12 protein-coding genes are annotated in these 13,797 nt (G+C 70.5%); 8 read left to right on the top strand and 4 right to left on the bottom strand.

All coding sequences use genetic code 11. The features are described from left to right. Positions 1–76: 76 nt before the first annotated feature. The 3 genes from F3H13_RS05740 to F3H13_RS05730 all read right to left on the bottom strand — a co-directional run bounded on the left by F3H13_RS05740 (position 77) and on the right by F3H13_RS05730 (position 2,901). The gene (locus tag F3H13_RS05740; RefSeq protein WP_149798086.1) at positions 77–1,063 is read right to left on the bottom strand and encodes a DUF7260 family protein; all 987 of its coding nucleotides are present in this window, start codon (positions 1,061–1,063) and stop codon (positions 77–79) included. Positions 1,064–1,152: 89 nt separating this feature from the next. Next, positions 1,153–1,995: a translation initiation factor eIF-2B gene (locus F3H13_RS05735; protein WP_149798085.1), complete on the bottom strand. Its 843-nt coding sequence runs from the start codon at positions 1,993–1,995 to the stop codon at positions 1,153–1,155. A 183-nt stretch (positions 1,996–2,178) separates the two neighbouring features. Next, a complete protein-coding gene (locus tag F3H13_RS05730) occupies positions 2,179–2,901 on the bottom strand; it encodes a DUF726 domain-containing protein (RefSeq protein ID WP_149798122.1) in 723 nt (240 codons plus the stop codon). A gap of 261 nt (positions 2,902–3,162) precedes the next feature. Between F3H13_RS05730 and F3H13_RS05725 the strand changes: the two genes are divergently transcribed. The 5 genes from F3H13_RS05725 (at position 3,163) to F3H13_RS05700 (ending at position 7,379) form a co-directional block, all read left to right on the top strand. Then, complete coding sequence (locus F3H13_RS05725; protein ID WP_149798084.1) at positions 3,163–3,651, top strand: hypothetical protein; 489 nt, start codon at positions 3,163–3,165, stop codon at positions 3,649–3,651. Between the two features lie 584 nt (positions 3,652–4,235). Beyond that, positions 4,236–5,174, top strand: coding sequence for a methenyltetrahydromethanopterin cyclohydrolase (gene mch / locus F3H13_RS05715; RefSeq protein WP_149798082.1), 939 nt, complete (start codon positions 4,236–4,238; stop codon positions 5,172–5,174). Positions 5,175–5,204: 30 nt separating this feature from the next. Further along, positions 5,205–5,732 carry a hypothetical protein gene (locus F3H13_RS05710; RefSeq protein WP_149798081.1) on the top strand — a complete coding sequence of 176 codons (528 nt, stop codon included), beginning with the start codon at positions 5,205–5,207 and terminating at the stop codon, positions 5,730–5,732. A gap of 77 nt (positions 5,733–5,809) precedes the next feature. Next, complete coding sequence (locus F3H13_RS05705; RefSeq protein ID WP_149798080.1) at positions 5,810–7,003, top strand: potassium channel family protein; 1,194 nt, start codon at positions 5,810–5,812, stop codon at positions 7,001–7,003. After that, on the top strand, positions 6,987–7,379 hold the full coding sequence (locus F3H13_RS05700) for a nuclear transport factor 2 family protein (RefSeq protein WP_149798079.1): 393 nt from the start codon (positions 6,987–6,989) through the stop codon (positions 7,377–7,379). Before F3H13_RS05705 ends, F3H13_RS05700 begins: the two co-directional genes overlap by 17 nt. Before the next feature lie 39 nt (positions 7,380–7,418). Here F3H13_RS05700 and F3H13_RS05695 read toward each other — a convergent pair whose 3' ends face one another. After that, entirely contained in the window at positions 7,419–8,630 is a 1,212-nt protein-coding gene (locus F3H13_RS05695; RefSeq protein ID WP_149798121.1) for an iron-containing alcohol dehydrogenase family protein, read from the bottom strand. Positions 8,631–8,859: 229 nt separating this feature from the next. On the opposite strand from F3H13_RS05695, the gene gyrB reads away from it, so the two are divergent. The 3 genes from gyrB to F3H13_RS05680 all read left to right on the top strand — a co-directional run bounded on the left by gyrB (position 8,860) and on the right by F3H13_RS05680 (position 13,754). Continuing rightward, positions 8,860–10,776: a DNA topoisomerase (ATP-hydrolyzing) subunit B gene (gene gyrB, locus F3H13_RS05690; RefSeq protein WP_149798078.1), complete on the top strand. Its 1,917-nt coding sequence runs from the start codon at positions 8,860–8,862 to the stop codon at positions 10,774–10,776. Continuing rightward, complete coding sequence (gene gyrA / locus F3H13_RS05685; RefSeq protein ID WP_149798077.1) at positions 10,773–13,286, top strand: DNA gyrase subunit A; 2,514 nt, start codon at positions 10,773–10,775, stop codon at positions 13,284–13,286. Before gyrB ends, gyrA begins: the two co-directional genes overlap by 4 nt. Before the next feature lie 84 nt (positions 13,287–13,370). Beyond that, the gene (locus F3H13_RS05680; RefSeq protein WP_149798076.1) at positions 13,371–13,754 is read left to right on the top strand and encodes a hypothetical protein; all 384 of its coding nucleotides are present in this window, start codon (positions 13,371–13,373) and stop codon (positions 13,752–13,754) included. The last annotated feature ends 43 nt before the right edge of the window (positions 13,755–13,797 follow it).

The following is a 13,797-nucleotide window of genomic DNA, read 5'->3' as shown; positions in this document are numbered from 1 at the left end:
GTGATCCGACGTAACGGGACGGTCCGCAGTCACGGGGCAATCCGACGTAACGGGACGGTCCGCGGCCACGCGGCGGTCAGCGGTCGGCGGCGATACGGCTGCCGACGCGCTCCCTGTCCGCGCGGATCTCGTCGGCGACCTCCGCGATCTGCGCGAGGAGGGGGTAGCGCGGACCGTCGGTGGGGCCGTAGAGGTAGCCGTAAAACGGCCGCTCGCGGTCGCCGTCGGGGCCCATTTCGTGGGTCAGCGGCGGGTCGTCGAGCGACCGCTGCCGCTCAGCGGCGAGTTCGTCGCACTCCCGTTCGAGCTCTGTCAGCCGGTTCCAGACGTCGATCGCCGCGTCGGTCTCGCGACCGGGCCGGATCCCGTCCAGGTGCCCGAGCAGCCGGCGACGGCGGCGGTCGATCGACGACAGCGTCGCCTCGCGGTCGCTTAGATCGCCGATCTCCTCGTCGATGGCGTCGGCGAGGCGGTCTCGCGCGGTGGCCGCGCGCCGGCTCCGGTCGACGAGCGCCGACTTGGCGCCCTCCGACAGCCCGCCGTCGGACGCCAGCGCGGTCGCGGTGTCCGGTCCGAGCTCCGCCGCGAGGCTCTCTGCGGCCGTCTCCTCGTACTCCGCTCGGTAGTGCGGCAGGGACAGCACGGTGTCGTGGTAGGCGGCCATCACCCGTCTGAGAGTGACGTTGTTGCCGCCGGGCCCCCCTCCGGGACCCTGTCCGCCGCCGGGGGAGCCGATTCCGCGGAGCGCGCCGGCCGGCACGCCGGTCGGCGTCGTGTCCGTCGCGACGGAGACCGTGTCGATCTGCGCCACCCGATCGGCGAACGACTCGAACGCGTCCCGCTCGTCGAGGACGCGGCGTCGCTCGCGGCGGCACGCGGACTCGGCGTCGCGGACGTACGCGAACGTCAACAGCGCGAGGAGCCCGACGAGCGCGAGCGCCGTGACGACTCCCGGCTCGGTCGCGGCCGCGCCCAGCTCGCACCAGACGTCCGAACACCCCGCTCCCGTCACCCCCTGATCGGGGATCTGAAACACCCCGGTTGAACCCTGATGGACGCTCATTGTAGTCGGTAACACGGTACACGCACAAAGCGTTTTGGGCCGTTCGGCGGCGCTCGCCGGGTTATGCCCGCGCTCGGCGCGGTCTCGCTTTAGTTCCGGACGCCGTCGTCGGTGATCACGGTGTCGATCATGCCGATCGGCGTGGCGTCGTAGCTGGGGTTCTCGATCTCGACGTCCTCGACCGGCTCGCGCATCACCTCGACGGCGTCGCGGAACTCGTTTTCGAACCGGAACTCCTCGATGGTCTTCGCACCCGAGCCGACCGCGGTGACGGGGACGCCCAGCTCGCGGGCGGTGACGACCAAGGGGAACGTGCCGATCCGGTTGTAGTAGGTGCCGCCGGTGATGCAGGTGATCCCGAGCAGGACGCGGTCGCAGTCGCGGAGCGCGTACCCCATCGCGCTGTCGACGACCATGCGAACGTCGACGCGCGAGACGCCGGCAAGCACCCGCGCGGTCTTGCGGCCGAGGGTGCGCGGGCGGGCCTCGGTGACGTAGACGGTGAGGTGTGCGCCGTCGCGCGCGGCGTTCTCGACCGCCTCCAGCACCGTCGTCGAGTAGTCGTGGACGAGCAGGGTGTCGCCGTCCTCGATGTGTTCGGCCGCGTTGGCGGCCGCCTCGCCTTTCGCCGTCTCGATATCGTCGACGACGCGGGCGATCACGTCCTCCAAGAGCTGCTTCGCGCCCTCGACGCTCGTCGCCTCGCCGACGATGGAGCGCTCGACCTCGCGCATCGCGTTGTGGAGCGCGGCGTGGGAGGGGTTCGACCGCCGCAACACCCCCGCGTTGTGTTCGAGGTCGCGCTCGAACTCGTCGACGGTCACGTACTCCCGGTCTAACAGGTCCGCGAGCGACTGCGTCGCCTTCACGGCCACCGCCGACGTGCTGTGGGTCCGCATCGCCCGGATCTCGGCGACGGTCTCGTCGATCATGCCCGAAGGGTCGACCGCGCCCGTAAAAGGGGTTCCGGGGGCGGGGCGGCGGGGAGGAGCCGCGGACCGCGCCGGCGGAGTGGAGCCGCGGACCGCGCCGGCGGAGTGGAGCCGCGGACCGCGCCGGCGGGGAGGAGCCGCGGACTGCGCCGGCGGGGAGGAGCCGCGGACCGCGCCGGCGGACTACCCGAGTCCGATCCGGTCCACCGCGCGCGGCAGACAGCCCTCCTCCGGCTCGACGTACGAGTAGTGGTCCGCGACGAGGTCCGTGACCTCGACGTCCGCGTAGCCGTCGGGCGCGGTCGCCCCGTCCGGAAGCCCGCCGTGACCGACCGCGCGGGTCCGGTCGGACGCGCGGTACACCCAGCCGAGGACGCGGTCGTTCCGGCTGTGGAAGTTGAAGAGGGGCGCGTCGAGCGCCGCGATCGCGGCGCCGTATCGCCCGTCGACGGCGGCGCTCTCGTCTGGGATCGCCCCGCCGAACAGCGAGACCGACGCGAGCGCGTCGGTTCGTCCTTGGGCCGCGAGCTCCCGGAGGGTCGCCCCCGTCACGCGGGCGCCGAGCGAGTGGGCGAACAGGTGGACCGGCCGGCCGTCGTCGTCCGCCCACTCTCTCAGCCAGTCGGCGAGCGGCGCGGCGTTCGCGTCGGCGGCCTCCTTGGCCGCCCCCCAGTCGACGTTCGACGCCCACGAGTAGCCGATTACGGCCGGGACGCCATTTCCGTTGATTGCCGCAGCCATCGCCTCCAGTCCCAGCCGGGCGGTGTACGCCAGATCCCGGGCTGATTTCGTGTCCGCGCCGAGGCCGTGGACGAGCAGGACCACCGCGTCGGCCCCGTCGAACGCCCACGAGCCAGACCGCTCCGTCGGATCGTCGGCGTCGAGGCGCCCGCGCGTCGACACCATCGGCTGCGTCTCGGGCGCCTCGTACCCGCCGGCGTCGCCGCCGAGCGCGTTCGCGACGTAGAGGCCGCCGCCCCCGAGGAGGCCGACTCCGCCCGCGACGCCGTAGAGGAGTCGCCGTCGCGTGACGAGTCCGGAGGAGTCGCCCGATGCGGTCGAGTCGTCGGCAGGGGAATCAGATGGGATACCGGACCGTCGCTCCGAACGATCAAATACCTGACGCGCCGGCGACGGCTGTTTATAAACGGCGCCCGTACTCCCGGTATGAGCTACCCGGTCACGTACTACTGTCCGCACTGCGGGACGCTCGTCGCGCTCGACCGCGAGGGGTACCTCGCGGACAAGTCGGTGACGCCGTACCCGCTGGAGGGGTGGACGTACGTCGCGCCCACGGACCCGTTCGACGCGGATGAAGGGGAGGACGGCGAGAGAGATGGCGAAGCGGTCGACGCCGACGGCGTCAGGTTCGTCTGCGGCGAGAGCGACGGCGTCGACTGGGACCCGCACGATGGGGTTCGGGGGACGGACGTCGGCGGCGACGAGCCCTACCGGGAGCCGGACGCCGACGGCGTCGGCTGCGGCGAGGCGTTCTACCTCTCGTTCGTCCGCTTCGACGAGGGGCGGGAAATTGATCCGGCAGCGGAGGCAGAGCCCGTCGATATCAACCCCGATCCGCGGCCGAGCGGTCCCCGTGGCCCGCCCGGTCCCGGCGAGGCCGGTAGCCCGAGCGACTCCGACGGCGGCTTCTGGTGACTACTCGTCGAACGTCCTCTTGAACTATTTATAAGTGATTGGCGACGGATCGGCGGCGAACACCTCCAAAGCCCCAGCCGCTCGCTTATAAATGGCTGATTCTGGATCGACGGCGAACACCTCCAAAGCCCCAGCCGCTCGCTTATAAATGGCTGATTCTGGATCGACGGCGAACACCTCCAAAGCCCCAGCCGCTCGCTTATAAATGGCTGATTCTGGATCGGCGGCGAACACCTCCAAAGCCCCAGCCGCGAGGCGGGCGCACGCTCGCTGCGCTCCTCGTCACTCACTCCGTTCGTTCCTGCGGTCCTTGCGTCGCCTGCGCCCGCCTCGCGGCTGCCCCTTTGAGTCCCGCCCCGCACCGCACGACACCGCGCCTCACACCTCCCCAGCCTCGTCGGTGGTCCTCCGCGTTGCTCCGGACCACCGACTCCCTCGCGCGTGCTCCTCGCGGCCGCCTTCGGCGGCCACTCGGAGGCACGCGCCACCGCATCGTTTGTTTATAAATGTCGTCGCCGTGGGCTTCCGAGAGCTCCCGAGTCGAACAGCCAAACCCCTTAAACGGTGAGTGAGTAGGCCGACACATGGAGAGCATCAACCGGACCGCGATCGAGCTGGTCGACGAGGCGCTCGATTTCGCCGGCGAACTGGATGTCGTCGGCTACGAGCTGGACAACGGCGCCACCGTCGTCGACTTCGGAATCGACGCGGCCGGCGGGGTCGAGGCGGGACTGCTGCTCGCGGAGATCCAGACCGCGGGGCTCGCGAACCTGCGAACCCGGATGGGGACGCTCGCGGGCGCGCCGCGCCAGTACGTCGAGCTGTCGACCGACCACCCGGCCGTCGCCCTGCTCTGCTCGCAGAAGGCCGGCTGGGAGGTGACCACCGAGAGCGGCTTCGAGGGGCTCGGCTCCGGACCCGCCCGCGCGCTCGTCGGCCGCGAGACCGAGTTCGAGCGCGTCGGCTACTACGACTCCGCAGAGTTCGCCACGCTGGCGATCGAGTCGACGATCCTCCCCGACGAGGAGGTCGCGGAGCAGGTCGCCGAGCTGGCCGAGGTCGACGCCGAGGGCGTGTTCCTCCCGACGTTCGCCACCGGTTCGACCGCCGGCTCCGTCACCACCGCGGCCCGCGCCGCCGAGCTCGCCGTCTTCCGCCTGCTTGAGGTCGGCTACGAGCCCACGGACGTGCTCCACGCCTCCGGCTCGGCGCCGCTCGCTCCCCCGACCCGCGACGAGACGGAGGCGATGGGCCGGACCAACGACGCCTTGGCGTACGGCGGCGAGGTCCACCTCCAGGTCGCGCGCGACGACGACCGCTTCGGCGAGATCGTCTCGACCGCGAGCGAGGAGTACGGCACGCCCTTCGTCGACGTGTTCGAGGACGCCGACTGGGACTTCTATGACGTCCCCGAGAGCGTGTTCGCGCCGGCGCAGGTCACGGTCGACGTCGTCGACGGCCCCGTCTACACCGTCGGCGAGACGAACGAGGAACTGCTCGCCGAGTCGTTCGGCTACCGCTGACCGCCGGACAACCGCCGACCTCACGCTCCCGTGCGACTCAAACCCGTCCCCGAACCCCCGGCCGACCTCGACGAACTCCGCGAGCACCAGCGCGCCGTCCCGCTCGTCCCCGGCGACACCGACGACTGCTGCGCCCGGCTGCGCCGGCGCCGCGACCTCCCGGACCGCCAGACCGCGAACGACTGGCTCGCGTTCCTCCGCGCGCTCGGCCTCGCCGAGGAGACCTCCCGCGGGTTCGTCCGCGCCGACGCCGAGCCGACTCCCGAGCGCGTCCGCGAGGGCCTCCGCGACGGCGTCCTCCTCGTCCCCGAGGCGCTCGCGGCGCTGCGGGAGGCCTCGCCCGACGACCCGCTGACGCCCGCCGACCTCTTCGCGGCCACCCGCGAGCGGGTCCCGCGCCACGACCGCGCCCGAAATCCCGACTGGGAGGCCGCGTGGCGCGACCGCGCGGCCCGGCTGCTCGGCTGGCTCGCGCTTGTCGACCTCGCGGCACCGGTCGACGGCGACCCGGACCCGGCCGCCGTCGATCTCGGCTACGTCGCCGGCGACGCGCTCTGACTCGACCCTCGAACCCGCCTCGAGCGTTCGGCCGCGCCCGCAACAAGCCTTTTACTCGCCGCCGGAGAGTGAGTCGCATGGGACGCTTCGACGGGCGCACGGTCCGCTACGAGCCGACGAGCGTCAAGGACCTGCTCGTCGAGATGAAGGACACGGCGGAGCTTCTGATCGATCTCTCGTACTCCGCGGTCCTCCACGGGAGCCCGACGGTCGCCCACGAGGTCGTCGAGCTCGAACACCGGATGGACGTGCTCCAGCTTCGCGCCCGGATGAGCCTGATGCTCGCGGCGCGGAATCCGAACGAGGCCGAGACGCTCGCGCCCGTCCTCGGCGTGATCGCCGCGGCCGACAAGGTCGCCGACGCCGCGGGCGACATCGCGAAGATCGTCACCGAGGAGATCGGTCTCCCCGACGCGATGCGGGGCGCGCTCTCGGCGGGCGTCGAGACGCTGGTCCGCGGGACCGTGACCGGAGACTCGGCGTACGCCGGCCGGACGCTCGACGACATCGACCTCGAATCCGTGACCGGCGTCCGGGTCATCGCGGTCCGGCGCGACGAGGACTGGATCCTCAACCCCGGGCCGACCACCCGGCTGGAGGCGGGCGACGTGACGCTGCTTCGCGGCCCCGAGACGGGCGTCGCCGACGTCTACCCCGAACTGAGCGGCGAGCCGTTCGAGCCCGACCCGCCCGCGGAGCCCGCGATCGACGACCTCGAGCGCGCGGTCGACTCGATCGTGTTGATGAAGAACCTCTCGGAGCTCGCCGTCGACCTCGCGTACGGCTCGGTCCTCTTCGACAACGAGGAGCTGGCGGAGGAGGTGAGCAACTTAGAGATCGAGGTGGACGCGCTCCAGTCGCGGTTCGAGGCGTGGACGCTCCGGGCCGCGGCCGAGGCCGCCGACCCGGTGTCGCTGCGCGGGCTCATCCACCTCGGCGTCGCGACCGAGGAGATCTCCGACGCCGCGCTCGCGATCACCGAAGGGGTCCGCCGCGACCTCGACGTCCACCCGGTCGTGGAGATGGCGGTCCAGGAGTCCGACGAGATAATCACCCGCACCACCGTCGGCGAGGGGAGCGACCTCGACGGGACGGCGGTCGTCGACGGCGTGCCGGCGACCGACATCTCGACGAGCGTCCTCGCGATCCGCCGCGCGGACGACGAGTGGCTGGTCGGCCCCGACATCGACACCACGCTCCGGGGCGGCGACGTGATCATCTCGAAGGGGACCCGCACCTCCGCCGAGGAGTTCGATGCCCTCGCCGCGTGAGGCGGACGGGGAGGGAGAGGCGGGGGCGCCTGAGGATTCAGACCCCGCCGCCCTCGCTCGGGCGTACTACGACGCGCTCGACGCCGGCGAGTACGACCTGCTCGCGGCGCTGCTCGACCCCGACTTCGTCCAGCGGCGCCCCGACCGGACCTTCGAGGGGCGCGACCGCTTCGTCGCGTTCATGCGCGACGAGCGGCCGAACACCGACACGACGCACGTCGTCGAGCGCGCCTACCCCGCGGGCCCTGGCGTGGCGGTCCGCGGCCGCCTGCTCGACGCCGACGGCGAGGCGCTGTTCGCGTTCGTCGACGTCTTCGATGTCGACACGGAAAACGGGACGCTGGCCGCGCTGGAGACGTACGCGGCCGAGTCGTAACGCCGCGCTGGCGGACGGCGCCGCCCGCGGAACCGGCGCCTACCAGGCGGCGCGCAACACGCCCAAGATCCCCTCGGCGGTCGCGTCGAGGTCGGCCGGCGCGCGCGCCATCGGCGGGTCCTCGGCGACGAACTCGGCGATCGCCGGCAGATCGTCCTCCTCGGTCTCGGGTAAGTCTCGAAGGCGGCTGGGGACGTCGAGCGCGTCGCGGACCTCGGCGACCGCCTCGACGACGTCCTCCGCTATCGCGTCGTCGTCACGGCCGTCGGTCCGGATCCCAAGCCCGGCCGCGAGCGCCCGTCGGCTCGCGTCGACCTCGTCGAAGAGGTACGCTAGCGCATGCGGCGCGACGACGGCGTGGATCGCGCCCTGCTGGACGTCGTAGCGGCGGGCGAACCCGTGGCCGAACGCGTGGATCACCGATATCTTGCGGTCGAGCTGGACGAGCAGCGATCCCACGACCGCGCGGTCCGTCGCCTCCTCGCCGCCCGGTCGGTCGCCCGCCACGCGGGGAAGCGCGTCCGAGAGGAGCCGGAGCCCGTGGACCGCGGCCGCGTCGCTCACGGGGGAGGCGTCGCGGGCGTACGGCGTCTCGATCCCCTTGTCGAAGCCGTTCATCGCCGACCCGGCCAGTACCGAGGTTGGCGTCGTCTCGAACAGGGCGGGGTCGGCGACGTCGGCGATCGGCCACGCGCCGCTCCCGCTGACGTTCACCGGCTGGCCGGTCGGCGACTCGTCGGCCGAGAACACCTCCAGCGACCCGCCGGTCGAGACGTCCGCGCCCGCGAACGTCGTCGGCACGACGACGAACGGGAAGTCGGGGCCGCGCTCGGGCGCGAGGTCGCCAAGCGCCGTCGGCCCTTCCTCCGCGTCGGCGCGGAGTTCGTCGAGGTCGCGACCGTCGGCCGCGAGCAGCGTCGCCTGCCGCGCGATGTCGAGGCTGGCGCCGCCGCCGACCGCGACGAGGACGTCCGCGCCGACCTCGGCCCGCGCGTCGAGCAGGTCGTAGGCGGTCTCGACCCGCTTGTCTGGAGTCGTCCCGTCGAAGACGCCGGCGAGCCGGTCGCCGAGCCCCGCCCGGATCGGGTCCATCAGCGCGTCGTTCGCGCCCGTGTTCGAGCCGCAGACAACGAGCGCGTCGTCGAGGCCGCGCTCGCCGAGCCAGCCGCCGAGGCCGTCGATTCGCCCCCGTCCGTACCGGATCTCGCAGCCGCGGTGAACGTGTTCGAAGGCATCCGCGATCGGTAGCATCGGTGACTGGTACGCGGGGCCGCGGCTTGTAGCTGTGGGAAGGCTCCGCATACGTCGGTTACCTCGCCGGTCGGGGCCCGACAGCGCGTTGATTCGGGTGGCGGAAGAGCGGGCTGTCTGGTGGCGGAAGAGCGGGCTGTCCGGTGGTGGGAGAGCGGGCTTCGCCGTTCACGCCCGCGCGCGTGCGCCGGCTTTATAAGCCGACAGCGACTAGCGATGGTAAGTTCCTATGTCAGAGCAGAGTGAATACGGAGCCGGCCAAATACAGGTCCTCGAAGGCCTTCAGGCCGTCCGTAAGCGACCGGCGATGTACATCGGATCCACGGACGGTCGGGGGCTCCACCACCTCGTCTACGAGGTCGTCGACAACTCCATCGACGAGGCGCTCGCGGGGTACTGCGAGGCGATCGAGGTGCGGATCCACGACGACGGCTCCGCCTCCGTCACCGACGACGGGCGCGGCATCCCCGTCGACACCCACGAGGAGTACGACCGGCCGGCACTGGAGGTCATCCTGACCGTCCTCCACGCCGGCGGGAAGTTCGACTCCAAGTCGTACCAGGTCTCCGGCGGCCTCCACGGCGTCGGCGTCAGCGTCGTCAACGCCCTCTCCCAGCGGCTGGAGGTCGAGGTGAAACGCGACGGCGGCGTCTTCCGTCACGAGTTCGCGGGAGGCGAGCCCGCGGAGGACGGCTTCGAGCGCGTCCGGGACATGGACGCCGACGAGTCGACCGGGACGCGGATCCGCTTCTGGCCCGACGAGGAGATCTTCGAGACGACCGAGTTCAAGACGTCGACGCTCGCCAACCGGCTCCGCGAGCTGGCGTTCCTCAACTCCGGCGTCGAGATCCGCCTCGTCGACGACCGCGACGACACCGAGGAGACGTTCAAGTACGACGGCGGCATCCGCGAGTTCGTCGCGTACCTCAACGAGACGCGCTCGCCGATCCACGAGGAGGTCATCTACTTCGAGGGCGAGACCGACGGCGTCCACGTCGAGGTCGCGATGCAGGCGACCGAGGAGCTGCAGGGCTCGGTCCACGCGTTCGCGAACAACATCAACACCCGCGAGGGCGGTACCCACCTCACCGGCTTCAAGACCGCCCTCACGCGGACCGTCAACGACTACGCCAACGAGCACGGGCTCGTCGACGACCTCGACGCCAATCTCAAGGGCGAGGACGTCCGCGAGGGGCTCACGGCGGTCGTCTCGGTGAAACACCCCGACCCGCAGTTCGAGGGCCAGACGAAGACGAAGCTCGGCAACAGCGAGGTCCGCGGCGTCGTCGAGTCCGCGACTCACGAGAAGCTCGGCACGTTCTTCGAGGAGAACCCGGACACCGCCGAGAAGGTCGTCCATAAGGCCGCGGAGGCCGCCAGAGCGCGGAAGGCTGCCAAGAAGGCCGAGGAGCTCACCCGCCGGAAGTCGGCGCTGGAGTCGACCGCGCTGCCCGGTAAGCTGGCCGACTGTCAGACCCGCGACCCGACCGAGGCGGAGCTGTTCGTGGTGGAAGGCGACTCCGCGGGCGGCTCGGCCAAGCAGGGCCGCAACCGCGAGAACCAGGCGATCCTCCCGCTGAAGGGGAAGATCCTCAACGTCGAGAAGCATCGCCTCGACCGCATCCTGGAGAACGACGAGATCCGCGCGCTGATCACGGCGATCGGCGCGGGGATCGGCGAGGAGTTCGACATCGAGGACGCCCGGTACAACAAGATCATCCTGATGACGGACGCCGACGTCGACGGCGCCCACATCAGGACGCTACTGTTGACCCTCCTATACCGCCACATGAAGCCGCTGCTGGAAACGGGCTACGTGTACGCGGCGCAGCCGCCGCTGTACCGCGTCCGCTACCGCGGCGAGACGTACGACGCGATGACGGAGGCGGAGCGCGACCGGATCGTAGCGGAGAAGTGCGACGGCGCCCCCGACCAAGTCCAGCGGTTCAAAGGACTCGGGGAGATGAACCCCGACCAGCTGTGGGACACGACGATGGACCCGGAAAACCGAATCCTCAAGCAGATAACCATCGACGACGCGGCCGCGGCCGACCGCATGTTCAACGTGTTGATGGGTGACGCGGTCGAGCCGCGCAAGCAGTTCATCAAGGAACACGCGACGGAAGCCGAGTGGGTGGACATATGAGCTCGGACCTCCCCGACGCCACTCCCGACGACGTTCCCGCCGCGCAGGTGACGAACGCCCGCATCGAGGACGAGATGGAGCAGTCGTACATCGACTACGCGATGTCGGTCATCGCGGGTCGCGCGCTCCCCGACGTCCGCGACGGGCTCAAACCCGTCCACCGGCGCATCCTCTACGCGATGCACGAGGCGGGCGTCACGAGCAACTCCTCGCACCGGAAGTCCTCCTCTATCGTCGGCGAGACGATGGGTGACTACCACCCGCACGGGGACAGCGCAATCTACGACACGCTCGCGCGGATGGCCCAGGACTTCTCGATGCGGTACCCGCTCGTCGACGGCCAGGGGAACTTCGGCTCCGTCGACGGCGACCCGCCGGCCGCGATGCGGTACACGGAGGCCCGGATGGCCCCCATCGCCGAGGAGCTCTTAGCGGACATCGAGCGCGACACCGTCGACTTCACCGCCAACTACGACGACCGGCTCGAGGAGCCGGAGGTGCTGCCCTCGGCGGTGCCGCACCTGCTCGTCAACGGTTCCTCCGGGATCGCGGTGGGGATGTCGACGAACATCCCGCCGCACAACCTCGGCGAGGTCGTCGACGCGACAGTCGAGCTGATCCAGAACCCCGACGCGACCGTCGAGGACCTGATGGAGCACGTCAAGGGGCCCGACTTTCCGACCGGCGCGAACATCGTCGGCCGGAACGCGGTCCACAAGGCGTACAAGACGGGCCGCGGTCGCGTCCGCGTCCGCGCCGAGTTCGAGGTCGACGAGGAGGAGGGCCGGATCGTCATCTCGGAGCTCCCCTTCCAGCAGAACAAGTCCCGGCTCGTCGAGCGGATCGCCGAGGACGTCAACGAGGGCGCGATCGAGGGGATCCGCGACCTCCGCGACGAGTCCGACCGCGACGGGATGCGTATCGTCGTCGAGCTCAAGCGCGACGCGATGGCCGAGGTCGTCAAGAACCAGCTGTTAGAGAGCCACCTCGAACGCACCTTCGGCGTCATCAACCTCGCCTTGGTCGACGGCTCGCCGCAGGTGCTCGATTTAAAAGAGACGCTCCGCCACTACATCGAGCACCGCCGGGAAGTGGTACGACGGCGCTCCGAGCACGAGCTCGCGGAGCGCGAGGACCGCGCGCACATCCTCGAGGGACGGCTGAAGGCGCTCGAACAGGTCGACGACGTGGTCGAGACGATCCAGAACTCCGACGACCGCGACGCCGCGAAGGCGGCGCTCGAGGCCGAGTACGAGTTCTCCGAGGCCCAGGCGGCCCACATCGTCCGGATGCAGCTCGGGTCGCTCACCTCGATGGAGACCCAGGAGATTGAGTCGGAGTACGAGGACGTGACCGCCCGGATCGAGCGGCTGGAGACGATCCTCGCCGACCCCGACGAGCTCGACGCCGTGATCGTCGACGAGCTCCGGGAGATGAAAGCGGAGTACGGCGACGAGCGCCGCACGAGCTTCATCGAGGATGTCGGCGACGTCACCCACGAGGACCTCATCCCGGAGGAGGAGTGCGTCGTCGTGATGAGCGAGGACGATTACATCAAGCGGATGTCGCTCGACACCTTCCGCGCGCAGAACCGCGGCGGCAAGGGGATCATCGGCACCGGGCTCAAGGAGGGCGACCGCGTCTCCTCCGTGTTCGCGGCCAACTCCCACGACTACCTCCTCGCGTTCACGAACCGCGGACAGATCTACGAGCTGAAGACCTACGAGATCCCGGAGATGTCCCGCACGGCCCGGGGGAAGTCCGCGGTCAACCTCCTCGATCTCGACGACGGCGAGGAGATCGAGTCGGTGGTCAACACGGAGGACTTGGACGACGACGAGTTCCTCACGATGGTCACCCGGGACGGCTACATCAAGCGGACCGCCGTCGACGAGTTCGGCAACATCCGGTCGACGGGGATCCGCGCGATCCGGCTGGAGGACGGCGACGAGCTCGTCGACGTCGAGGTGACCGACGGCGAGCGCGACATCGTCATCGGCAGCCGGAACGGGATGGCGATCCGCTTCGACGAGTCGGACGCCCGCGCGATGGGGCGCACGGCCCGCGGCGTGATCGGTATCGACCTCCGCGAGGGCGACGCCGTCGCGGGCGTCGCCGCCATCGACGACGAGTACCACAACTGGGTGCTCACCGTCACCGAGAACGGCTACGGGAAGCGCTCCGACCTCGACGAGTACCGCCAACAGTCCCGTAACGGGAAGGGACTGATAGACATCAAGACCGGCGACCGCAACGGCGAGGTCGTCGCCATCGAGGCGGTCACCTACGGCGACCACCTCGTCGCCATGAGCGGGGCCGGTCAGATCATGCGGACCCGCGTCGAGGAGATCTCGACGGTGAGCCGCAACACGAAGGGCGTCATCGTGATGAATCTCGAACCGGACGACGACGTCGCCTCGGTCGACATCGTCCCCGAGTCGGTCCACGCCGCCGCGGACGAGGCGGACGACGCGGAGACGGGCGACGCGGAGACGGGAGACGCCGAGTAGCCGTCTCCGGCGGTCCCGTTTCGACGGCGTCGACGACCGCGCCGCGTGTCCGGGCTTGAAGTACCTTCGCGACGAGCGACCGCCATGGAACGACGCGGACTCCTCGCGGCGGGCGCCGGCGCGCTCGCGGCCGTGACCGCCGGCTGCCTCGGCCTCGGAGGGGCCGACCCCGGCCGACTCGACCTGACGGTGCGAAACGACGGCGATGACCCCGTCGACGTGGACGTGCTCGTCGAGGGCGACGACGGGACGACGTACGAAGCGGAGTCCGACCGCGTCGACGCCGGCGTTGCCCGCGCCTTCGAGGTGACTGTCGGCGTGAACGGGCGCCACGAGGCCGCGGTCACCGGCGCCGACTGGGAAGGGCGGCTCGCGTGGGACGCGGGGACCTGTCGCGTGTACGATGGACTGGTCGCGGTCGACGACGCGGCCGTCGAGGTCGCGGGCGAGTGCGGCGAGCCGCGGTAGGTCCTTCAGGAAAGTTACTTACTGTCGCCGCGAAAATCACTGG

Origin of the sequence: Halorubrum xinjiangense, assembly GCF_900102375.1 — an archaeon.
Classification (GTDB): domain Archaea; phylum Halobacteriota; class Halobacteria; order Halobacteriales; family Haloferacaceae; genus Halorubrum; species Halorubrum xinjiangense.
The sequence above is the reverse complement of the archived record's forward strand: the minus strand, read 5'-3'. Positions and strand labels throughout refer to the sequence as shown.

Coding starts and splice junctions, on each gene's coding strand:
- gyrA (WP_149798077.1), top strand. CDS start 10,773: ATGAGCTCGGACCTCCCCGACGCCACTCCCGACGACGTTCCCGCCGCG.
- F3H13_RS05705 (WP_149798080.1), top strand. CDS start 5,810: ATGGGACGCTTCGACGGGCGCACGGTCCGCTACGAGCCGACGAGCGTC.
- F3H13_RS05695 (WP_149798121.1), bottom strand. CDS start 8,630: ATGCTACCGATCGCGGATGCCTTCGAACACGTTCACCGCGGCTGCGAG.
- F3H13_RS05700 (WP_149798079.1), top strand. CDS start 6,987: ATGCCCTCGCCGCGTGAGGCGGACGGGGAGGGAGAGGCGGGGGCGCCT.
- F3H13_RS05730 (WP_149798122.1), bottom strand. CDS start 2,901: ATGGTGTCGACGCGCGGGCGCCTCGACGCCGACGATCCGACGGAGCGG.
- F3H13_RS05740 (WP_149798086.1), bottom strand. CDS start 1,063: ATGAGCGTCCATCAGGGTTCAACCGGGGTGTTTCAGATCCCCGATCAG.
- F3H13_RS05725 (WP_149798084.1), top strand. CDS start 3,163: ATGAGCTACCCGGTCACGTACTACTGTCCGCACTGCGGGACGCTCGTC.
- F3H13_RS05680 (WP_149798076.1), top strand. CDS start 13,371: ATGGAACGACGCGGACTCCTCGCGGCGGGCGCCGGCGCGCTCGCGGCC.
- F3H13_RS05735 (WP_149798085.1), bottom strand. CDS start 1,995: ATGATCGACGAGACCGTCGCCGAGATCCGGGCGATGCGGACCCACAGC.
- mch (WP_149798082.1), top strand. CDS start 4,236: ATGGAGAGCATCAACCGGACCGCGATCGAGCTGGTCGACGAGGCGCTC.
- gyrB (WP_149798078.1), top strand. CDS start 8,860: ATGTCAGAGCAGAGTGAATACGGAGCCGGCCAAATACAGGTCCTCGAA.